Annotated in this window: 20 protein-coding genes; 19 read left to right on the top strand and 1 reads right to left on the bottom strand. The window is 61.6% G+C overall.

The features are described 5' to 3' along the window. Positions 1-29: 29 nt before the first annotated feature. The 15 genes from P3T22_RS19400 to P3T22_RS19330 all read left to right on the top strand — a co-directional run bounded on the left by P3T22_RS19400 (position 30) and on the right by P3T22_RS19330 (position 16264). Positions 30-371: a TrbC/VirB2 family protein gene (locus tag P3T22_RS19400; RefSeq protein WP_172316554.1), complete on the top strand. Its 342-nt coding sequence runs from the start codon at positions 30-32 to the stop codon at positions 369-371. A 17-nt stretch (positions 372-388) separates the two neighbouring features. After that, on the top strand, positions 389-709 hold the full coding sequence (locus P3T22_RS19395; protein ID WP_172316555.1) for a type IV secretion system protein VirB3: 321 nt from the start codon (positions 389-391) through the stop codon (positions 707-709). Position 710: 1 nt separating this feature from the next. Beyond that, the gene (locus P3T22_RS19390; protein ID WP_429325860.1) at positions 711-3179 is read left to right on the top strand and encodes a VirB4 family type IV secretion/conjugal transfer ATPase; all 2469 of its coding nucleotides are present in this window, start codon (positions 711-713) and stop codon (positions 3177-3179) included. Further along, the gene (locus P3T22_RS19385; protein WP_429325859.1) at positions 3176-4357 is read left to right on the top strand and encodes a type IV secretion system protein; all 1182 of its coding nucleotides are present in this window, start codon (positions 3176-3178) and stop codon (positions 4355-4357) included. The genes P3T22_RS19390 and P3T22_RS19385 overlap by 4 nt, the downstream gene beginning before the upstream one ends. Before the next feature lie 16 nt (positions 4358-4373). Next, the gene (gene virB5, locus P3T22_RS19380; protein WP_200620709.1) at positions 4374-5069 is read left to right on the top strand and encodes a P-type DNA transfer protein VirB5; all 696 of its coding nucleotides are present in this window, start codon (positions 4374-4376) and stop codon (positions 5067-5069) included. A 228-nt stretch (positions 5070-5297) separates the two neighbouring features. Further along, positions 5298-6014 carry a virB8 family protein gene (locus P3T22_RS19375; RefSeq protein WP_429325858.1) on the top strand — a complete coding sequence of 239 codons (717 nt, stop codon included), beginning with the start codon at positions 5298-5300 and terminating at the stop codon, positions 6012-6014. Then, the gene (locus tag P3T22_RS19370) at positions 6011-6835 is read left to right on the top strand and encodes a TrbG/VirB9 family P-type conjugative transfer protein (protein ID WP_200620699.1); all 825 of its coding nucleotides are present in this window, start codon (positions 6011-6013) and stop codon (positions 6833-6835) included. The genes P3T22_RS19375 and P3T22_RS19370 overlap by 4 nt, the downstream gene beginning before the upstream one ends. Beyond that, positions 6828-8057, top strand: a complete 1230-nt coding sequence (gene virB10 / locus P3T22_RS19365; protein ID WP_429325857.1) for a type IV secretion system protein VirB10 — start codon at positions 6828-6830, stop codon at positions 8055-8057. The genes P3T22_RS19370 and virB10 overlap by 8 nt, the downstream gene beginning before the upstream one ends. Next, entirely contained in the window at positions 8054-9172 is a 1119-nt protein-coding gene (gene virB11 / locus P3T22_RS19360) for a P-type DNA transfer ATPase VirB11 (protein ID WP_429325856.1), read from the top strand. Before virB10 ends, virB11 begins: the two co-directional genes overlap by 4 nt. 12 nt (positions 9173-9184) lie before the next feature. Further along, entirely contained in the window at positions 9185-9559 is a 375-nt protein-coding gene (locus tag P3T22_RS19355; RefSeq protein WP_429325855.1) for a hypothetical protein, read from the top strand. Next, on the top strand, positions 9556-11295 hold the full coding sequence (locus tag P3T22_RS19350; RefSeq protein ID WP_429325854.1) for a type IV secretory system conjugative DNA transfer family protein: 1740 nt from the start codon (positions 9556-9558) through the stop codon (positions 11293-11295). Before P3T22_RS19355 ends, P3T22_RS19350 begins: the two co-directional genes overlap by 4 nt. Beyond that, complete coding sequence (locus P3T22_RS19345) at positions 11292-13115, top strand: PriCT-2 domain-containing protein (RefSeq protein WP_429325853.1); 1824 nt, start codon at positions 11292-11294, stop codon at positions 13113-13115. The genes P3T22_RS19350 and P3T22_RS19345 overlap by 4 nt, the downstream gene beginning before the upstream one ends. Positions 13116-13174: 59 nt before the next feature. Further along, entirely contained in the window at positions 13175-14707 is a 1533-nt protein-coding gene (locus tag P3T22_RS19340; protein WP_429325852.1) for an LPD7 domain-containing protein, read from the top strand. Positions 14708-14928: 221 nt separating this feature from the next. Continuing rightward, positions 14929-15249: a hypothetical protein gene (locus P3T22_RS19335; protein WP_429325851.1), complete on the top strand. Its 321-nt coding sequence runs from the start codon at positions 14929-14931 to the stop codon at positions 15247-15249. Between the two features lies 1 nt (position 15250). Beyond that, positions 15251-16264 (top strand): relaxase/mobilization nuclease domain-containing protein, encoded by a 1014-nt coding sequence (locus tag P3T22_RS19330; RefSeq protein ID WP_429325850.1) that lies wholly within the window; start codon positions 15251-15253, stop codon positions 16262-16264. A gap of 185 nt (positions 16265-16449) precedes the next feature. On the opposite strand, the gene P3T22_RS19325 is transcribed toward P3T22_RS19330, so the two are convergent. Beyond that, on the bottom strand, positions 16450-16878 hold the full coding sequence (locus tag P3T22_RS19325) for a hypothetical protein (RefSeq protein WP_429325849.1): 429 nt from the start codon (positions 16876-16878) through the stop codon (positions 16450-16452). A gap of 1135 nt (positions 16879-18013) precedes the next feature. On the opposite strand from P3T22_RS19325, the gene P3T22_RS19320 reads away from it, so the two are divergent. The 4 genes from P3T22_RS19320 to P3T22_RS19305 all read left to right on the top strand — a co-directional run bounded on the left by P3T22_RS19320 (position 18014) and on the right by P3T22_RS19305 (position 19643). Then, the gene (locus tag P3T22_RS19320) at positions 18014-18310 is read left to right on the top strand and encodes an HU family DNA-binding protein (RefSeq protein WP_429325926.1); all 297 of its coding nucleotides are present in this window, start codon (positions 18014-18016) and stop codon (positions 18308-18310) included. Positions 18311-18516: 206 nt separating this feature from the next. Then, positions 18517-18723 carry a hypothetical protein gene (locus P3T22_RS19315; RefSeq protein WP_429325848.1) on the top strand — a complete coding sequence of 69 codons (207 nt, stop codon included), beginning with the start codon at positions 18517-18519 and terminating at the stop codon, positions 18721-18723. A 178-nt stretch (positions 18724-18901) separates the two neighbouring features. Next, positions 18902-19342, top strand: a complete 441-nt coding sequence (locus P3T22_RS19310; RefSeq protein WP_429325847.1) for an SET domain-containing protein — start codon at positions 18902-18904, stop codon at positions 19340-19342. 40 nt (positions 19343-19382) lie between these two features. Next, on the top strand, positions 19383-19643 hold the full coding sequence (locus P3T22_RS19305) for a hypothetical protein (protein WP_429325846.1): 261 nt from the start codon (positions 19383-19385) through the stop codon (positions 19641-19643). Positions 19644-20262: the final 619 nt, after the last annotated feature.

The following is a 20262-nucleotide window of genomic DNA, read 5'->3' as shown; positions in this document are numbered from 1 at the left end:
GGTAGATAGCAGGCGAGAAGGAGTAAATCATGTATTTAGGATTGCGTAAAAAAACATATCATCAATGCTCGTTGTTGCGTCGTATTGTCTTGGCGCGTCAGTTGGTGAAGGAACTTGCCGTATCAGCTTCGACGCTACTGCTCTCGACATCGGCGTGGGCACAACTCTCGCAAGTCAATACGCTACTGAACACAATCCAGACGACTCTGCTTGGCGTCGGAGGTGTGATCTGCTCGATTTCCATCATCTGGGCAGGTTTCCGGATGATGTTCCAGCATGCCCGGTTCGGCGACATTGCGAACGTCTTCATCGGCGGACTCTTCGTCGGCTGTGCGACGGTGATCGCCGGCATGCTGATCCCGGCGAGCTGAGCCTTGGGAGTCGAATCATGAACCCCCTCAAGGATCCGGTTTTTAAGGGCTGCACCCGTCCTGCGATGCTGTGGGGCGTACCCCTTGTGCCGTTCCTGATGGCCGGTGGCGGCATGCTGATTCCGGCCATCTGGGCGCTGCTGGCGAGTCCCCCGCTGGGCGTCGCCATCCTTTTCCTGATGATTCCGGTGTTCGTCGCGATGCGTGTGATCACGCGCCATGACGATCAGCGCCTCGCTCAGTACGCGCTGCGCCTTCGGATGATGCTCGGTCAGCGCAATCGCTGGTATTGGGGGGCGCATGCCTACGTGCCCGTCCGCCTGAAAAGGAGGGCGTGATATGCCATCTGAGCCCCAACACGTCGCCGTGGCGAACCGTGAAGTCCCGCTTGCGGGCTACATCCCGTACTCGACGCATGTGACGGACCACGTTATCAAAACACGCGAGGGCGACTACCTCCAGATCTGGAGGATTGCCGGCATCGCGTTCGAGGCAGCCGATCCGGCCAACATCCTCGCGCGGCACGACGGATTCAACCAACTCGTGCGCGGGCTCGCTGGCGGCCACGTAGCGCTCTGGTCACACCGCTTGCGCCGGCGCGTGTCGGATCACTTCGCGATGCCCTACGGCAACCGCTTCTGCCAGGAGCTGGCGACGCGTTATTACGCGAGCTTTTCCGGCTATCGCATGATGGCCAACGAGCTGTATCTGACCCTTGTCTACCGGCCGAACTGCACGAAGCTCGGTCGCGCCTTTCGCCGTGCTGCGCGCCGCACGCGCGAGGATATCCGATGCGATCAGCACGACGCGCTGAAGGCGATAGCAGAACTGGCCGCCCAGGTTGAATCGAGTTTAAAGCCCTACGATCCGATCGCGCTCGGCGTCTATACCAGACAAAGCAGCTATACCAGGCACCCGCGCCGATATTCGTCGACGCTGGAGTTGCTTGGTTATCTGGTGAACGCTGCATGGGAGCCCGAGCCGGTTCCGGCTGGCCCGATCCGTGAGGGGCTGCCAACGTCGCGCCTCTTTGTTGGGGCCGAGAAGATCGAGATCCGCATGCCGGCCGCGACCCGCTTTGCCGCGATGCTCGACTTGAAGGACTACCCGGAGGACACAGAGCCCGGAATGATCAACGGCTTGCTGTACGGCGACTTTGAGTACATCGAGACGCAGAGCTTCACCGTCCTCGACAAGCCGAGCGCGAAAGAGGCATTGGAGCGTCAGCGTAACCAGTTGATTGCCGGCGAGGATGTTGCCGTGTCCCAGGTAGAGGCGATGGAAGGGGCGCTTAACGACCTGATCAACGGAGATTTCGTCTTGGGCGAATACCATTATTCGCTCGCTGTGCTCGGCGACACGTTGGATGAAGTTTCGAAAAGTGTGGCGAAGGCGCGTACGCAGCTGGCCGACGCGGGTTTTCAGACGGCACTCATCGATCTCGTTGCGGATGCGGCGTGGTTCGCGCAGTTGCCAGGCAACTGGCGTTACAGGCCGCGCGAGGCCAAGCTTACGTCGCGGAACTTCTGCGGACTGGCATGCCTGCATAACTTCGCGACGGGCAAGCGTGATGGTAATCCGTGGGGTGAGGCGATCACGATTGTCAAGACGCCTAGTGGTCAGCCACTTTATCTGAACTTCCACGTCACGCCCGACAAGAAGGACTCGCTCGACGAGAAGGCGCTCGCCAACACCCAGATTATCGGTCAGGCCGGCGCGGGCAAGACGGTGCTTGAGCTGTTCCTACTCGCAATGGCGATGAAGTACGGCATCACTGCCGTGCTGTATGACAAGGATCGCGGTACCGAGATTGCGATCCGCGCGATGGGCGGCATATACACCGTGTTCCGCCGAGGGGAGCCGACCGGTTTGAACCCGTTCCAGATGGAACCGACCGAGGCTGTGCTCGACTTCTGGGAAAGGCTCGTGCGCAAGCTCGTCGATATCGGCGTGCCGCTGCCCGCGAGGGACGAACTCGATATCTCGCGCGCCGTACGGGAAGTTGCCCGCATGGACAAGCCGCTGCGACGGCTTTCCATGGTGCGGCAACTCCTGCCGACCGTGGGTGAGAACAGCCTCCATGCTCGCCTCGCCAAATGGTGCGCGGGCGGACGTCTAGGCTGGGTATTCGATAACCCGACCGACCGTATTGATCTCGCCTGCTCGGGACTGTTCGGATTCGACGATACCGAGTTGCTTGACGATGCGGAGGTCTCGACGCCGGTCACGATGTACCTGTTGCACTTGACCGAAAATCTGATCGACGGCCGGCGCTTCATCTACGTGATGACCGAATTCTGGAAGCGTCTCTCCGATCCCGTTTTCACCGATTTTGCGAAGAACAAGCAGAAGACGATCCGCAAGCAGAATGGCCTCGGGATTTTCGATACGCAATCGCCTGCGGACGTACTGCGCAGCGAGATTGCCAGTGCGCTGATCGAGCAGAGCGCAACGTTCTTCTTCCTGCCGAACCCACGGGCCGATTACGACGATTACGTTTGTGGTTTCAAGCTGACCGAAGCCGAATTCAACATCGTGCGCAATCTCGGCGAGAACAGTCGGCTGTTCCTGGTCAAGCAGGGCCATCGCTCGGCCATCGGGCGGCTTGATCTCGCTGGCCTCGGAGACGTACTCGACGTGCTGTCGGGTACGACCGATAACGTCGAGCTTCTCGACACGATCCGTGCGCAGGTGGGCGATGCACCGGAAGACTGGTTGCCGGTTTTCCACGAGCAGCTTGCCCGGCGGCGCACGGCGAACGGCGGACTGCGTTCGCCGTTTCCCCCGGAAGCGGGAGGTGCGCGATGAGCGGCCTCTTTACCGCGGTAGGTGGCACTCTCGAAAATGGTATGTCCACCTACATCACGAACGTGTCATCGGCCTTGTCCAGCGTGCTCGTGCCAGTCGTGACCACGGCCGTTACGATCTGGGTTGTCGCCTACGGTCTGGCAGTTGTGCGGGGCGAAGCCCACGAAGCTGTCCCGGCGTTTGCTTGGCGGGGGCTAAAGGTCGCCATCACGCTCGTGTTTGCGCTGAGCGCCGGCATCTACCAGCAGCGGGTTGTAACGGCGATCAATGGTGCAACGGCCGGGCTTGCCCAGACGATCCAGAACGCGGCTAATACGTCGGGCGGCGGTAATTCAGGATGCGGGTCGGTCAACGGCGGCAGCGTGACAGCGCAGAGCGCGACCAGTATCTACCAGACGCTCGATTGCTACGACCAGCAGATCGACCTCGTGATGGACGCCTATTTCGACAAGGCGACGCACGAGGGGATCAGTGTCAGTGGACTTGCCGCCGCCATCGGCGATTTCCTGTGCGGGATCATCGCCGCACTTGGTGGTTCGATCTTCCTCATCGTCCTCGCCTTCGAAGTGGCGATGGCGAGGATGCTGCTCGATCTCGTGCTTGGGCTTGGTCCTATTTTCATTGCCTGCGCGGCATTTGCCCCAACCGCGCGCTTCTTCGAGGCTTGGACCGCGAAGGTCGCCAATTACGCCTTGTTGCAAGTGCTCGTCGCCGCCTTTCTCGGCATGGCGCTCACGGCATTCTCTGCCGATCTAACTCCCCTCAATGCCACTAGTGCTTCCCCCGGTGCAGACCCATCGGCTGTGATGCAGGGCATTACCGCTGCTCTCAACAATGCCGCGGCGGGTGCAGCAGCGATCGGCTTGTTCGCAACCGGGGTCTTTCTCGCCATGGTCGGCTGGCAGTTGCCATCGGTTGCATCGGGACTTTCCGGTGGGGCCACGCTGTCCGGGTTTGGCGCGTTCGTGGCGGGTTTTGCCGCACGACGTATGGCCAGCGCACTCGCTCAGGCGTTTTCTCGCAGCGGTGGCGGCTCATCGCCTGGCGGAAAGATTCGCAACCGCACCGGCTCAAGTGGTGGCGGCAGCAGCGGATCAGGCGGAGGGGGTTCGGCGAACGGACCCATGCCCGCTTACCAGCGCGCAGCGCGCGCAAACCTGGGTCGGCAGGGCGAATGAATGTGAGGTGATGACCATGACAGGACAAACCAGATTGGCGAGGGCCGCGATCGTGTGGGTGGTGCTCTGTTCCGGCGCTCATGCACAGGGCATTCCGGTGTTCGACGCGCAGAACGTGGTGCAGGCTATCGCGACGGTCGCCCGGCTTGAGCAGGAGGTGCAGCAGGAAATCCAGATCTATCAGTCGACGGTCGGCACGCGTGGCTTCGGTGCGCTGCTAGGCAATCCGGTCGTCGCCAGCTCGCTGCCTTCGAACTGGCAGAGCGTCTATACGGCGATCCAGAACGGTGGCTACGCGGGCTTGACGGGCAGCGCCCAGGAGTTGCGCTCGGCGAACCAGATCTACAACTGCCAGGACCAGACCGGCATAGACCAGCAGGTATGTCAGCGCACGCTGAACAAGCCGTTTCAGGACAAGGCGTTCGGCCTTCAGGCGTACCAGACCGAACTGCATGAGCTGAACCAGATCCAGAGCTTGATGCAACAGATCGACGTGACGCAGGACCCCAAGGGGGTGGCCGAGTTGCAGGCGCGTATCCAGGCTGAGACCACGACGGTCGGCAACGAGATGACGAAGCTGCAGCTCTTCCGGATGCTGGCCGATTCCGAGGACAAGCTCGTGGCCGAGCAACAAAGTGAACTGGCACTGACTCGGGCTGGCAACACGGCCCGATTGCAGGACCAGATGGTGCCGGCTTCGTTCGGGAACTGAGGAGGATGCCATGCGTGCGCTTACCTCCGTCGTCCTCGTGGGGTGCCTAGCCTGGAGTCTGGCGGCCTGCAGCAGCGGGCCATCGAAACCCGCCTTGCCGGACGGTCAGCACCGCGTGCCCGTCAACCGCATTCTGCCGGTGCCTGAAGTGCCAACTTCTGTGCTCCCGACACCTGCAGCGCCGGCTTCCCAAGCTTTGCCCGTGTCGCCGGGCGCAGGAGCCCGATCGTGAGCGCACCGCACGACTATCGGCGCGTGCTCGATATCGAGGCATCGCTGACCCACCTGCAGGAGCGATCCGAGCGGCGCGCGTGGCATGTCGCCTATGCGGCGCTTGCTGTCGCCGTATTGAGCGCCGCGGCGCTTGCGCTGATGGTGCCGTTCTATCGCGTCGTGCCGCTACCGATCGAGGTCGATCGCCTGACCGGCGAATCCCAGGTGATCGACGTACTGGATGCCCGCCACGTACGCACGAAGGATATCCAGGATAAGCACTGGGTCGAGGCATATGTGCGTTCGCGCGAGCGGTATGACTGGGGGCTGCTGCAGATGGACTACGACAGCGTGCTTGTCATGAGCGATGACGTGGTTGCGCGCGATTTTCGCAGCATCTATGGCGGTCCGGATGCACTGGACCGGCAACTGGGGCCGGGCATCGAGCGGCGCATCCGCGTTCTCTCGACCACGCTGCCGCCCGATCAACCCGGACATGCTGTTGTGCACATCGAGCGCACGTCGTTCAGGAGCGGGGTGGCGAACGCGGAGCCGACGCAGCGCTTTGTGATTACGCTCGCCTTTACTTACCGGCCACCCGTATTCACGCGCGAGAGCGTTGCGATCGCCAATCCGTTCGGGTTCAAGGTGACAGCCTACAGCCGTGATCTCGAATATACGCCGCCGGCTGCCTCTCTAGCTCCAGCCTCGACGGCGGGAGGCACCCCATGAAAGCGCTCGCTCCTGGTGTCGCGCTCGTGGGGCTGCTGCTCACCTACTCCGTGAGTGCTGCCGATTTGCCGGGCTGGTTCGTCGATTCGCGCGTGCGGCAGGTGGTGTACGAGCCGGACGATGTCGTTCGTATTCAGGCACAACGAGGCATTGCCACCCATATCGCTCTCGACCCGCACGAACGGATCCTGGTGGTAGCACCTGGTGATCGAGACGGCTGGCAGGTTGTGGCGAACAAAGGCGATCACGACGTGTACCTGAAACCGCAACTCGCTGCGCACGATTCGAATCTGGAAATCCGTACTGACCGCCGCAGCTACAGCTTCGATCTGGTGGTGTTGCCGCTCAAGGCGAAGTTCGGCAACTACGACGTGATGTACCGGGTGACCTTCACGTATCCGGATGAAGTGAAGGCGCTGGCGCGTGCGAACACGGATGCTGCGCTGGTTGAGCAACGTCTCGCGCAGCCGCCGGTGGTGCGCAACGGCCACTACTCGATGGAGGTGACACCGCACTCCGATGACATTGCGCCGACAGCGGCGTGGGATGACGGACGTTTCACCTACCTCCGTATCCCGAACAACCGGCGGATGCCGGCGGTTTTCCGGGTGGCCGATGACGGTACGGAGAGCGTTGTGGACAAACACGTGCAGGGCGACACGATCGTCGTGCACGAGGTCGCGAAGCGCTTCGTGCTGCGGCTCGCGGACGAAGTCGTCGGAATCTGGAACGACGCTTACGACATGGATGGCGTCCCGCCCCAAGGCGGCACGACTGCCAGCGGCGTGAAACGCGTCTTGCGGAGTCACGGCGATGAGTGACGATACGCCTCGCAATACGATCGAGCCCGATGGCCGGTCAGATCGTGCGCAGTCCGGTCTGGAAATGGGCGGTATCAATTCCCCAGGGTTGGGCGCGGACCGTGGCATGCCGGAGCTGGGCCAATACCGCAGAGATCGCCCGCGTGCGTGGTGGCTGACGCCGATTGTGATCGTTCTCATGGTCGGTGCCGGCGCGGTGTGGACCGTGCATGGTTTCCTTGCGCGTCACGACGCAGATGCGAAGGCGCACCGCGACGCGGTGGCCGATACGTCGACCCAGGGGCGTGTGTTCAAGGATGGTCCCGCCCCCGCGGTGGGTGTCGCCGCCGTCGCGCCAATTGCTGCAAGCGCCATTGCCGTGCATCCCGCACAGCTTCCGGGGCCGGGCACAGCACCGGAGCCGGTCGGCGCCGTGCACATTGGGGCACGGCGCAGCTATTACGATGCACCGTTGCTCGCAGTAGGCGGCGCGGGCAGTCAGGACGCGGCGGCCGAGGTTTCGGGTGTTGCATCGTCGGTCGTGGCCACTGTCTCTGGTGGAATCGAGCCATCAGGAGAGAGGCTGGCTCAGACAGGCGGCGCATTGGCGCAGGCGCTGTCGCCGACCGCCACACCGCGCGTGCGCGCTGGGATGCTGGGGAATCGTAGCTTCATGCTCGCGCAGGGCGCCAAGATTGATTGCGTGGGCGATACGGCGTTCGATTCCACAGATGCGGGCATGTCTACCTGCACGGTGACGAAGAACGTGTATTCCGACGATGGCCGGGTTGTGCTGATCGAACGAGGCTCGCAGATCAACAGTGAGTACCGCTCGAATCTCTCGCCGGGCCAGAAACGAATCTTCGTCTTGTCGGCACTGGTCAAGACGCCGTTAGGCGTGACGGTCGAGATCGATTCGCCAGTAGCCGATGCGCTCGGGCGCATGGGCATCGATGGCTTTGTCGACAACCATTGGAGGCCACGCGTCGGTGCCGCGGTGATGCTTGGCATCACCCAGGATGCGATCGGCTATCTAGCCACACGCGGCGGGAACAGCAACGGTTCGGTTGTCTACGCGAACACGCAGCAGCAGGGCAATGACATGGCCACGCGCGTGCTCGACAGCACGATCAACATCCCGCCGACGCTGACCAAGAACCAGGGCGCGGAGTTCACGATCGTGATCGCACGCGATCTGGATTTCGGTTCGGTCTATGCGCTGCAGCCGGAGTTTGCACCATGAATGCCTGCACGGACAGATCGAATCGGGCAACTGACGCCGTGCTGGCGCGCCTGCCCGACGATGCGTCGGTGCGGGAGCTGATGCGCCCGTTCGCGCCGCTGCTCGACGACGCGGATGTGACCGAACTCGTCATCAACCGGCCACAGCGCGTGCTGGTCGAGACACATCGCGGCTGGCATGGCCACGACTATCGGGAGCTCGATTTCGAACGCCTGATGTCGTTTGCGGTGGCGGTGGCCACGCTCACAAACCAAGAGGTCTCGGCCCTGCATCCTGTGCTCTCGGCGCTGTTGCCGGGCGACACACGTATCCAAATTGTAGTGCCGCCGGTTGTGCCGCCGCGCACGGTCTCGATCACAATCCGTCGGCCGTCCGCGGACGAAAAGACCATCGACACGTACCGTGACGAGGGACTGTTCGACGAAACGGTATGGCATCGCCCAAATGGGCTTGACGCTGCGTTGCCTTTGCTGCGGCCTTGGGATAGCAGACTCGTGCAGTGCCTGGAGGCGCGGGATTGGGGAGCATTCTTTGAACTGGCCGTCACTGGGCGGCTGAATATCGTGATCGTCGGTAACACGGGTTGTGGCAAGACCAGTTTCATTAAGACCCTTTCCCGCTTTATCCCGCGGACCGAACGGATCGTGACGATCGAGGATGTCCGGGAGCTTTTTATTCGGCACATCGAAAACTGTGTGCACCTGCTGTACAGCAAGGGCGGGCAAGGTCAGGCGCGCGTCACGCCGGCCGATCTGATCGCGAGCACGATGCGCATGCGCCCTGATCGCGTGCTGCTGGCCGAACTGCGCGGCGCTGAAGCCTACGACTTCCTCAAGCTCCTGACGACAGGGCACGCCGGTTCGATTACGAGCTATCACGCCTCGAATGCGACGGTCGCGATTGAGCGCTTTGCACTGATGGCGAAGGAGCACCCCGAGGCTGCGACCTACGACGATGCCGCGCTGAAGCGTTTGCTTTTTCTCACCATCGATATCGTCGCGCACATGGAAGCGCAGCCGATTTTCAACGGGGCAGGTGAGCAGACTGGCAAGCGTTGGGGCATGACCGAAATCTGGTTCGATCCGGTTCGCAGGGTCCGGACAGCGTTTGCGTAGGAGATAACGGTCATGACGAAGCTATCTCTTTTCATCTCCTATCAAGTGCGGACGGCCGTAATCACGGTGACCGTGCTGGCAATCCTGCTCGGAGGCTTGGCCGCCGCTCTCTGGCTGGCGTCGTTTTTCCTGTACGCGAGCTTGCGGATCAATCCCTTGCATGCTGGCTTGTGGGGGTGGCTCGACGCGGCACTCGCGAGACACGACGGTCTGATGCCGAATGACGGCCGACGATTGGTCGGTGCGGCTATCTTCGGCGTTTTGCTTGCGTTCGGTGGACCGGCGTTCGGCCTGCATGCCCTGTGGGAGCGGTCCGGCCGGCGGCGCCTCTATGGCAGTGCGCGGTTTGCCAGCGACGCGGAAATTCGCGATGCGGGGCTGCTATGAACACGCGCGCAAGCACGGATCCGGCGCCTGCCATTGTTGTTGGTGTTTGGCGTGGACGTTACCTGCGATTCACCGGTCAGCAATTCGTCCTGCTGGCGGCGCCAGCGCGTTCGGGTAAGGGCGTTGGCATTGTGATCCCGAATTTGCTCAGTTTCCCCGATTCGGTGGTGGTGCTCGACGTCAAGCAGGAAAATTACGCCATCACCGCGGGCTTCAGGCATGCGTGCGGGCAGGACGTCTATCTGTTCAACCCGTTCGCGGAAGATTGTCGCACGCATCGGTACAACCCGCTGTCGGCGATCTCGGATGGATTGTTCCGCGTTGGTGAAATTCTCGCGATTGGTTACGCCCTGTATCCGCCTGGTGGGCACGACGATTTCTGGAAGGATCAGGCGAGGAATCTTTTCCTTGGCATCGTGCTGCTGCTGTGCGAGTGGCGTGATGCGCGCCGCGCTGGCAAGGGAGCGTCGACTCAGGACTATCCGGTCACGATGGGGGAGGTGTTGCGGCAGTCTTCGGGCAATGGCATGCCAGTGAAAGCCTATCTTCAGCGGGCACTCGTTCAGCATCGTAGTCTGCTGACTGGACCGTGTGTTGATGCGCTGAACCGTTTTCTCTCGAACGACGATAAGGTGCTGGCCAGCATTCTCGCGACCTTCAATGCGCCGCTGACAATTTGGGCTAATCCCATCGTCGACGCAGCGACGAGCGCCAACGATTTCGATCTGCGTGATGTGCGCAAACGCCGTATGTCGGTCTATATCGGCATCACGCCCGATCATCTGTCGGAGGCAGCGCTGCTCGTAAATCTCGTGTTCTCGCAACTCGTCAATCTCAATACGAAGCAGTTGCCCGAGGCCGATCCCACGCTGAAATTCCAGTGCTTGGTCCTGCTTGACGAAATGACAGCGATCGGAAAAATCCACATCATCGCGCGGGCAGTTGCCTACATGTCGGGCTATAACCTGCGCCTGCTGTCTATCGTCCAGTCGATCGCGCAACTCGAATCTGTCTACGGCCGGCCCGACGCGCGCACCTTCGTCACCAATCACGCAATGCAGATTCTCTACGCGCCGCGTGAGCAGAAAGATGCGAACGACTACTCCGAGATGCTCGGCACGTTTACGGACCGGTCACGCAGCGTCAGCCGCTCGAATGGGGTCTTCGGCGGTCGCGGCGGGTCGAGCGAAAGCGTGTCCGAGCAGCGTCGACCACTCTTGCTGCCGCAGGAACTGAAGGAGCTGGGGCGCGAAAAGGAAATCATCGTGCTCGAAAACACCAAGCCGATCCTGGCCGAGAAGATCTGCTACTGGTGCGATCCCGAGTTTGTCTCCCGGGTAATGGCGGCGCCCTCGGTGCCAGCCATGAATCTGGCGCGCTTCAGCGTCGTGGTCGAACGACGGCTGCGCGAGCTGAGGACAGACGAGATTGATCCGGATGGCACAGGGCTCATCAATCCAGCCACCGAGTATCTGGAAGTATTACAGGCATGGGATCCTCGCGATCTCCCACGGAGCATCGCTGACATTAGTGAAGACGATGCCGTGGCGTATGTGGAGCGGCATTTTATGCTGCTTGGAGTGCCCGCCGAAAGGGTCCGAAGGGCTACCCGCCGCCTGTCGGTTGCCGATCTCGATGCGGCGGAGCTTTCCACGGTTGAACCATCACGAACCCGCCGCACGTTTGCGCGGCGCGTGCCTGCGAATGTTGTGCCGATCCAGGGAGGCAGTCAATGAACGAGCCACATCTAGATGAGGCGGCACGCGCACGCGCAGCGCTGGCGGTAATTCCGGCGGACGATTACGGGACGTGGGTGGACATGGCGTTCGCGCTCAAGCAGGGATTCGGCGACGAGGGCTTCGAGATCTGGGATGAGTGGAGCCGCACCGCTGGTAACTATAGCGAACGTGCCGCGCGCACCACGTGGCGCTCAGCCGACGCATCAGGCGGCAAGACCCTCGCCTCGCTGTTCTGGCTCGCGCGCCAGCACGGTTTCGATCTGAAGCGTTCGCAGTATCCGGACCGGATGGCAACTGCCTCCGTGCCTTCCCCCGAGGTGATCGAGCGCCGCACGCGCGAGGAAGAACGGAGACAGGCCCGTCATGTCGCGGTGGCCCGCGAGGCGGACGCACTCTGGCAGTGGTCGCGTCCGGTGGGGCCGCAACATCCTTACCTGACGCGCAAGCGTCTCGATCCGGTCGAGACTTTACGTGAACTGGATGCGCAAGAGCTGCGCTCGCTTCTTGGATACGCGCCAATGAGCGAGGAGGAGCCGCTGGTCGGGCGTGTCCTGATTGTGCCCGTCTGGATCAATGCGATCTCCACGCTGGAATTGATCGACGAGTACGGCCGGAAATCGTCGCTGGCGGGGGGCGTGAAGAAGGGTGGGTACTGGACGGCTGGATCGGCGCCGACTCCGAAGGAGGCATTCTCACCGATCCTGATCGGTGAGGGCATGGCGACGGCTCTTTCCACATACCGTGCGACGGGCTGGTTTGCGGCAGCGGCACTTTCAAGTGGGAATCTCGGTCAGGTGGCCGCCTCCTTGCGTGAGCGGTTTCCCGACAGCAATCTGATAGTGCTTGGCGAACTAGGGCGAGGTGACTCGGATGCCCGGCGGGCGGCAGAAGGTGCAATGGCGCATCTGGCGCGGCCGGTCTTTGCCAACGACAAGCGTATCAACGGTAAGGTGCCGACCGATTTCAGCGACATGGCGATACTGTCGGGTTTCGATGCCGTTGGCGACCATCTGCGTGAAGTGGCCTTTCAGTCCATCGGAAGAGCGAACAGATTGCCGGATACAGATGTCGTGTCCGACGTGCAGGTGAGTGAGATGGATGAACGGAATGAGGAGGGAAAAATGGATCGCTCTAAAGAGAACCCGGCGGACGACACCGAAGACAATCAGCGTCATCAGTCATCGGAACGTAGCGTAGCGAAACAGGTGGTGCTCGAATCTGCTGCACCGCCTGCGTCCGATGGGTCGACTGCTCCGGTGGTCCCCGCAGGCGCGCTGCCACGGTTTGCGCGGACGCGTGCGCCGGTCGGCGAGCCATTGTTTGAATTGGGTGACGTTCCCGAAGAGATGAAGACGCTGGCCGGGCAACGGTTCGGCGTACCGCTCAGGATGGCAACGCCGCGCGAGAACGGCGGGCCGTACCGTGGTGAAGTGTTCAATACCGAGCACTACCTGATCCAGGAGGTCTCGACGCGCAGCGTCGTGTTTCACAGGAAGGACCAGATGGAGTTCACCTCCGAGCGTCTCAAATGGATGGACGTGAACGCACGGTTGAATGGTTCCGAGGTGCAGGTCGGGTATGACGGCGACCGATCGAAGGTTTATCCGTGGGATCGCGCGCGCGATCTGCTGGAACGGACAGTCGGTTCGCTGAAGAAGTCCGCACGTGAACTGAATTTCAGTCCGAATCTCGAGACGATGCTCGATCAACTGCAGGCGAGATCGTGGGCACGGATTAGAGAGGCCCGCGCCGCGGCACTGGAGAAGTCGAAGGAACACACATCGTCGCTTGAACCGGCGGCGCCTCCCGATCGGTAGCGTATCCCGGTCGCGGCGTTCATTTGAAGAATTTGCCCTGAACAGTATGAGGTTGCATCATGTCACAGACATCTTCGGCCCAGGATTCTGATCCGGTTATTAATGTGATCGAGGAAGATGGGCCGGGCGTGAGTAGCGCAGCAGCTCCATCAGGTGGTAATGACCGTGATGACGCGCTGAACTCGGCAGCAATTGAAGCGGTGTCGGCGCGGCGTCGCCGAGAGTTCGATGCGGCGCGGACGAGGCTGCGAGACCAGGCGATTCGCGACGATGCTGGGGCACAGCGGCAAGCAGTAGAACGAGCGGCCGCCGATGTGCCGCTGCAGCATACCGTTACGGGCCGCGTGCCCGTTGACCAACCACCGGAGCGTGTCCGCAAACGGTATCTGCGCGCGGGCAACCAGTATTTCCTGAAGGAGGCGCCGTATCAGCTCGCTTTCGAGGATCTGGGGCCATACCTCGTCACCGAGCACAACCGTCCGGACGTGGTGGAGTCGATGGTCGATATAGCGCATGCCAAATCGTGGCAACGCATCCGCGTTTCGGGGCACGAGGTGTTCCGTAGCGAGGTGTGGCTGCAGGGCACGCTGCTCGGAATGGAGGTGCGCGGCTACGAGCCAAAGGCAGCGGATCTGGCTCGCCTCACCGACGCCCGACAGGCGCGGCTGAACAATCGCATTGAAGGAGGTCTGAAGGTAGCGCCGACCGCTGCCGCTGGCTCGAGAGGGAGCACAGATGAACGTTATGCAGCGTCTCTATCGCCGCAGGCGCGTGCGCGCGCCGCTTCGAATGACGCATCTCCTGCTGAGCCTACGCGCAAGGAGAGCCCCGCCCCGCCTCCTGTTCTGGAAAGCCGGAATACTGCGAATGACGAACCGGACGCGCCACGGCGGTACGTCGGGGAACTGCTCGACCATGGAGGTGCGCCGTATCAGCACAACCCCGCGCGTAGCGACTCGTACTACGTTGTGTTCCGCGACGAGGCGGGCGTCGATCATGTGTTGTGGGGCGTGGATCTCGAGCGTGCCGTTCTTGAATCGCTGGCCGGGATCGGGCAGCAGGTGACGCTCGAAAACCTCGGCAAGCGACTCGTGACTGTTAAGGTGCCGATTCTGGATGGCAATGGTGTCGTGGTGGGCGAGGAAGAGAAAGACGTGCACCGGAATACGTGGCAGGTGGATGTCGTGCAGCGTGGACGGGCGGCTTCTCAGGCAACGTCGCGATCCGAAACGCCATCAGGTGATGCCGCTCAACCTTATGCCGGCCAGCGTCCACAGCCCGCGACAGAGCCTGGGCCGCAGCGTGGTCGTGACCCGCAGCGGGAGGGTGACGAACGCGTGCTGCACCTGGCTGTCCTGACCGCTGCGATGCGGGAACAGGGTTTTAGCGAACGTTCGATTTCCCGTGTGCAGCGACACGCCGCACGCATGCTGGACGCTTTCGGGAAGGAGGATATCCCGGTGCCTCCGCCGAAGGTCTTCGATGCAAAGGCACCTTCGGGCCGTGATCGTCGGATGCGCGCGGCTGCTGAGCGTGCGCTCGCTCGCGAAGTCGAACGGGCGCCGGCCGAGCCGTCAATGCCAGCACCTTAGGGTGAGCCGTGAGATTCCGTGAGCGCCTGTGCGTCGAGCTGGGCGCGGTCAGGCCACGCTGGGATGCTTGGTGCGCGCGCCGTGGCGTGACGGCCGGCGAGGGCGTACGGCAGTTGATTGCTGTCGCAGTCAACGCAGAGGCTGACAATCGACCTGTTGAGATTGAATCTGGACTGACCCGGCCGATAGTCGGAGAGTCGCGCGGTCGTATCGAAATCCGGTTGACCGCCGCAGAGAAGATGGTGGTGGAGCAGCGGGCGGCCGCGTCGGGCCTGCACAGCAATCGGTGGATTGTGGCGCTGATCCGCGCGCAACTGACACGGGAGCCGCAGTTGGGAACACGGGAACTGCTTTTGCTGTCGGCGTCGAACCAGCAGCTTGCCGTTATCAGCCGGTCGTTGGGGCAGCTTGCGCGCCGTGGCGGAGCGAGGCACGCGTGCCCGGAGTCGGCTGATTTTGAGGGTATCCGGGAACAGATTGACGAGCATCTGCGAGCTGTCGCAGGTGTGATTCGCACGAATCTCGACCGATGGAGCCGATAGCATGCCGTATCCAAAAATCTACGTCGACGCAATGCTCCTGAACTGGGGTGATCGGCTATTTCAAGAGCCGTTCAGGCACGCAAGGGCGTCTCGGCTTTCACGAGCGGCCATCCGGGACGAAGCCGCGCGCATGCGCGGCCAACTCGCCCGAACGCTGAAGCGTACGCCGGAGGTGATGGTCAAGATCACCAACAAGGCGTCTAGTGCCCAGGGAATAGGAGCCGTACGTCGGCATCTTCGTTACATCTCGCGTAACGGCCAGGTCGAACTGGAAGATCAGACCGGCGACAGATTTTCCGGCGTAGATGCGCTGCGCGACCTCATGAAAACCTGGCAGTTCGGCGGATGGGGGATACCGGACACCAGCACTCACCGCGAAGTATTCAATATCCTTCTGTCGATGCCGCCGGGAACGAACCGGCAGGCCGTGCGCGATGCGGCGCGTGATTTTGCGGCGCTCGAGTTTGGCGACGGACGCGCGTATGTCTTTGCAGCGCACGACGATGAGGCCCATCCGCATGTGCATTTGAGTGTGCAGGTGCGGGGATCGGACGGGCGTCGGTTGAATCCACGTCACAACGATCTTCAGCGGTGGCGTGAGTATTTTGCAGAGCAACTTCGGGCGCATGGTGTAGAGGCGAACGCGACCTCTCGGCGAACCCGCGGAGTCACACGACGGTATCCAAAACCGGCGGTCGTGCACATGATGGAGCGCGGTGAGACGCCGAGTTTCTGGCGAGCCGTCCCGACCGACGCGCAACGCGAGACGGGTTGGGTTGCACAAGGCGGGGTGTTTGCCGCATGGCGTGCGATGGCCTTTGCGATGGCGGGATCCAGTGCGCGTGAGGATCGTGAGCTGGCGGTTGATATGGCTTATTTCGTGGGTGCCATGCCGGTACAGCGGGACAGGCCTGCGACGGAACGAGAGAGAATTACCGGACCGGCGCGGCCGGACCGCACGGTACGGGGAAGCGATGGTCGTTCGAACGATGTCGGGCCGGATGCGGAACGTTGATCGGCTGAGATGATGATGGACGTCCGGTATACGGTCAGAGGTACAGACAGCCCCGATTCGCATAGGGGACTGATCCTGTTCTGTTGGAACTGGCCAGATGATCCGGGGGGCATTGCTCCAAAGTGTGGTGCGTGGAGAGCGGGTCGGCGCGAAATAAGGCACCGGTGCGGAAGGCTAACCGCCGCTTAGCGATCGACGAGCCACGCCGGACCAGCTTTGAAGGATGCGAAAAGCACAATTGCCATAGCGATTAGGAGCAGCGGGAGACTGTAGAGCGCCACGGGGAAGAACAACGCCAATTGCAATGCCGAACCGCCTAGTCCGTGGAAAAGGTCCGTTTCACGGATATTTTCATAAACCATCCAGACAATGGGGACGAAGCTTAAAACGATGAGAACGAGTCCATCATTAATTGAAGCATGATCGCGTACGCCACTTGCATAGCAATAAAATCCCAGCCACATGAGGTTGATCGCGAGTGCCGCCAACCAGAATGCGCGAAGCGTGAAAAAGCGATGTCCAAAACGGCGACGGCAGTGGCGGCTGAATAACTGGATACTTTTCACAAGGCCAATCAGGGCGCCTACGGTAACGGCACATTTCAGGATTTCCACTACCTCACTCCTCGATCGTTGGACTGTGAAGATATGCGGACGACTGCCGATGAAGGGCGTGATTCGGTGCACGCTGTCCTTGGGTTGCTTTTTATCCAATATAGACGGTCGGGTCGGCTCGGACAAAGGCAGTTTGTATCAGTCGAGAAGTCGGTGGGCATTGCGAAGACGCTGCTGGGCGCTGCCTGAGTGTCGCTATCGACGCACAACAAAGACTTTACCAATTGGTGACGGTGCGCTCGGTCATGAGCGCACCGGGAAAGCCGTGACGCTGAAACAATTGTGCGGATGTGACATTGGCATTTCGGTTTCGCGCTGATCCAGACGATTGAGAGCCTTGAGAGGCGACGGGCGCGAGCGGTAAGATCCCAGCAGGACTGGCTCGGGCCAGATGGGTTGCGGTGACAAGGCGGGTTATCACCGCTCGGATACGCCATTAAACTCAACCCTAAAACGTTGAGTTGTAGTTGGAAGGGTGCAAAAAGATGGCCCGCACTTTCCCGGCCTCGGTTCTAGCGGAGCAAGGACGGGCGGCCAGTCTCCCGCCACCGCGCATTGCCCCGTTTTGCGGTCGCGTGGCGCTAGCACGAACCACATCTAGATCATAGTCACTGCACTGGCAAGCGACGGGGTTTTCCAGTTGCGCCACGCCACGGGCAGGCACCGCCCCCACCGTTCCTTACGACGAGGACTTGCGAAGCATCAGGAAAGAGAAAAATGCAAGAAATGGTGTACATGAAGGCCCGGATAGTCAGAGCTATCCGGGCCTTCATTTGCAGGAGCCCTCATTTCAGGCAGATGCTCGGCCGGATTGAGGAGTGACAGGAGCCGTGATGGACGCGGGCACGAGCAACCGAAGGCGTGGAGGCAGAGAAGCGGTCGATGGTCGGTGCGGATCGGCACTCGGGGAATGCCGGGCCTCCGGCGCAGAACCCAGGCCGTTGACTTTTCGCGGTCAGCGTCCCTGACCGTGCACGTGCCAATTTCCTCAGGCGCCTTCAACACGCGCGCGCCCGGTACGACAGGCGGCGACGGGCCGCCATCGGGAGGTGCACCGGGGGCGTGAAACCCGTGCAGTTGCGTGCCGATTGCGCGGAGGCGCGCCGATCGGGTAGGGTGTCGGCATCATCATTCAATCAACGAGGAAAAATCAATGAACAAACAGGAATTGGTGGATGCAGTCGCTGCTGCGACCGGAGAAAGCAAGGCCGCAACGGGCGAGGCGATCGATGCATTCATTGGCGCGGTCACGGCGGCCGTCAAAAAAGGCGATACCGTGCAACTGATCGGCTTCGGGTCGTTTTCCACGAGCGCGCGCGCCGCGCGGGTGGGCCGCAATCCGGCGACCGGCGCCGAGATCCAGATCCCTGCCGCGAAGACGGTGAAATTCACGGCGGGCAAGGCGTTCAAGGATGCCGTGAACGGGCACTGACAGTGAGCGACAGCCGCGGGCCGCAGGCGTGCCAGCGGCTCACGTATGCGGGAACGTCGCGACCGGAGGCCGGTAGGCCGCGATGGGATGCGCCGCCCCGGTGAACAGCCCGAACCCGCCCCGGTCGACCTGGTAGCATCAGGTGCAGAGTTGCCTTAGATGTACATCGGTCTTGCAATCGGCTGGATCCATATATAAATACTGTTATGGAAAAGAAACGATCGCGGATTCACCAGGAGGTCTTGTGCCCGCCGATCGGGGCGCTGTTGCGCTACCGGACGCGCATCGTGCGCGTCATCGTAGAAGCGCGGGGGCAGCGTGCGATGATCGAATCGCTCGACACCACGGGCCAAACCTTTGTCAGCGCCGTCAAGTCGAACAGCCTGCGTGAGCTAGACGCCCAGCTTTTCTAGCCCGAAGCTGCCTTCACTTGAGCGGGTTCCGAACCGCCAGTTGATTGCGCCAGGACGAACTTCCAGTTTCGACCCGAAACGATTGCCGCAACCTTGACGCGAGTGCCGTATCCACGTCGGCGTGGATGCGGATTTATGCCGCTTCTATACTGGCGCGCATGTCAATCGAGAGAACACCATGAGACGTGTGATCGTCCGGCGATCGTCTGTTCACGGCAGGGGCGTGTTCGCCGCTCGGCCGCTCGCCGCAGGCGAGCGCGTGCTGCAGTACAAGGGTGAAATCACGTCATGGCGCAATGCGGTGCGCCGTCACCGACGCGAAGGCGTTGATGGACATACGTTTCTGTTCGGACTATCAGACGGGACCGTGATCGACGGGAGTCGCGGTGGCAATAGTGCACGCTGGCTCAATCACGCCTGCGCACCGAACTGCGAGACCATCGAGGATCAGGGACGGATTTTCATTCATACGCTGCGGGCAATCGAGCCGGGCGAAGAACTGTTCATTGAATATCAATTGGCGATTGACGATCCTGCGAATGGAGAGGTTCGGGCCCAGTACGCCTGCCGGTGTGCGGCATCGGGCTGGCGTCAGTCGATGCTGGCGGACGCAGCGTGAACGGCTGGCTGTGCAGGTAAGAGTGGGCAGCACCACTCCCGTGGAAAACGACCTCGTTGCGAGGCGGCCGAACGATGCCATTGTCCGGATCGGCGTGGATGTGGTCGTCCATTTCGATGTGCTGAAGCCACCATTGTCAAAGAGAGATGCCTCCGACGGTGCCGCTGGCGCAAACACGAAGAAACAGATGTCGCTGGATCTCGACGATTTGTTGTGGCGTCTACGCGAACGCGTATCGTCGACAGATACACAGGAGCGGCCTTATGAAGAAGCGGAAGTTCGCACGGAAGAGGGCGGGTGAAGTGAGTCTGCCTGAACTGCGGGGCCGGCTTGAACTGGCATTGATCGAGGTGCCAGCCCGCATTTCGGTCTGCAGAGCGCTGTCGGATCTGAACTGACGGCTCGGCTCGACCAACGAGAAAGCTGCTGCGCGGACCGGTCGAACCACGCCTTCGCGACGTCGACGCCGATCCGCCGTCGAATCCCTGCCACTGTTTTCGTGAACGTCGCAGGATCGAACGAACTGGCGGTCTTTGCCAATCACCCAAGACGGTTCAGCAGCCTCCGGCAATCGATCCGGCACGTCGCGCATCGGATTGAGTTTGGCCGCGAAGCGTCATTCGTCAAGGCAGACACTGGGACATTCGTGCGACTGCTTCGCCTAGATAATGGACCTTTGCAAGTGGGAGTTGAGCACTGTGCTCGCGGGCGTGTCCTCGGCGACAAATCACAACGTGCGGCGACCGCTCCCGCTGCAGATCGAGGTGACGCCGCGATCACGTTACCATGCCGGTGACCTTGAGCTGTGACGCGTGTTTATCGCAAGGTTTCGCATGCGCTGTTGCACGGGCGCGCCGTCGAAAACTGAAGCCGGGGCAGCTCGAGTGCCCGCGCCCAGCCTGTTGGCCTTCGGAATGGGG

Origin of the sequence: Paraburkholderia sp. GAS348 (genome assembly GCF_050434205.1) — a bacterium.
In the GTDB taxonomy this organism is placed as follows: Bacteria; Pseudomonadota; Gammaproteobacteria; order Burkholderiales; family Burkholderiaceae; genus Paraburkholderia.
Note: the sequence above shows the minus strand (reverse complement) of the source record. Positions and strands in the feature narration are given on the sequence as shown.

What these genes read in the sequence shown, in the direction of transcription:
- P3T22_RS19400 (WP_172316554.1), top strand. Translation starts at nt 30, where the DNA reads ATGTATTTAGGATTGCGTAAAAAAACATATCATCAATGCTCGTTGTTG.
- P3T22_RS19395 (WP_172316555.1), top strand. Translation starts at nt 389, where the DNA reads ATGAACCCCCTCAAGGATCCGGTTTTTAAGGGCTGCACCCGTCCTGCG.
- P3T22_RS19390 (WP_429325860.1), top strand. Translation starts at nt 711, where the DNA reads ATGCCATCTGAGCCCCAACACGTCGCCGTGGCGAACCGTGAAGTCCCG.
- P3T22_RS19385 (WP_429325859.1), top strand. Translation starts at nt 3,176, where the DNA reads ATGAGCGGCCTCTTTACCGCGGTAGGTGGCACTCTCGAAAATGGTATG.
- virB5 (WP_200620709.1), top strand. Translation starts at nt 4,374, where the DNA reads ATGACAGGACAAACCAGATTGGCGAGGGCCGCGATCGTGTGGGTGGTG.
- P3T22_RS19370 (WP_200620699.1), top strand. Translation starts at nt 6,011, where the DNA reads ATGAAAGCGCTCGCTCCTGGTGTCGCGCTCGTGGGGCTGCTGCTCACC.
- virB10 (WP_429325857.1), top strand. Translation starts at nt 6,828, where the DNA reads ATGAGTGACGATACGCCTCGCAATACGATCGAGCCCGATGGCCGGTCA.
- virB11 (WP_429325856.1), top strand. Translation starts at nt 8,054, where the DNA reads ATGAATGCCTGCACGGACAGATCGAATCGGGCAACTGACGCCGTGCTG.
- P3T22_RS19355 (WP_429325855.1), top strand. Translation starts at nt 9,185, where the DNA reads ATGACGAAGCTATCTCTTTTCATCTCCTATCAAGTGCGGACGGCCGTA.
- P3T22_RS19350 (WP_429325854.1), top strand. Translation starts at nt 9,556, where the DNA reads ATGAACACGCGCGCAAGCACGGATCCGGCGCCTGCCATTGTTGTTGGT.
- P3T22_RS19345 (WP_429325853.1), top strand. Translation starts at nt 11,292, where the DNA reads ATGAACGAGCCACATCTAGATGAGGCGGCACGCGCACGCGCAGCGCTG.
- P3T22_RS19340 (WP_429325852.1), top strand. Translation starts at nt 13,175, where the DNA reads ATGTCACAGACATCTTCGGCCCAGGATTCTGATCCGGTTATTAATGTG.
- P3T22_RS19330 (WP_429325850.1), top strand. Translation starts at nt 15,251, where the DNA reads ATGCCGTATCCAAAAATCTACGTCGACGCAATGCTCCTGAACTGGGGT.
- P3T22_RS19315 (WP_429325848.1), top strand. Translation starts at nt 18,517, where the DNA reads ATGGAAAAGAAACGATCGCGGATTCACCAGGAGGTCTTGTGCCCGCCG.
- P3T22_RS19310 (WP_429325847.1), top strand. Translation starts at nt 18,902, where the DNA reads ATGAGACGTGTGATCGTCCGGCGATCGTCTGTTCACGGCAGGGGCGTG.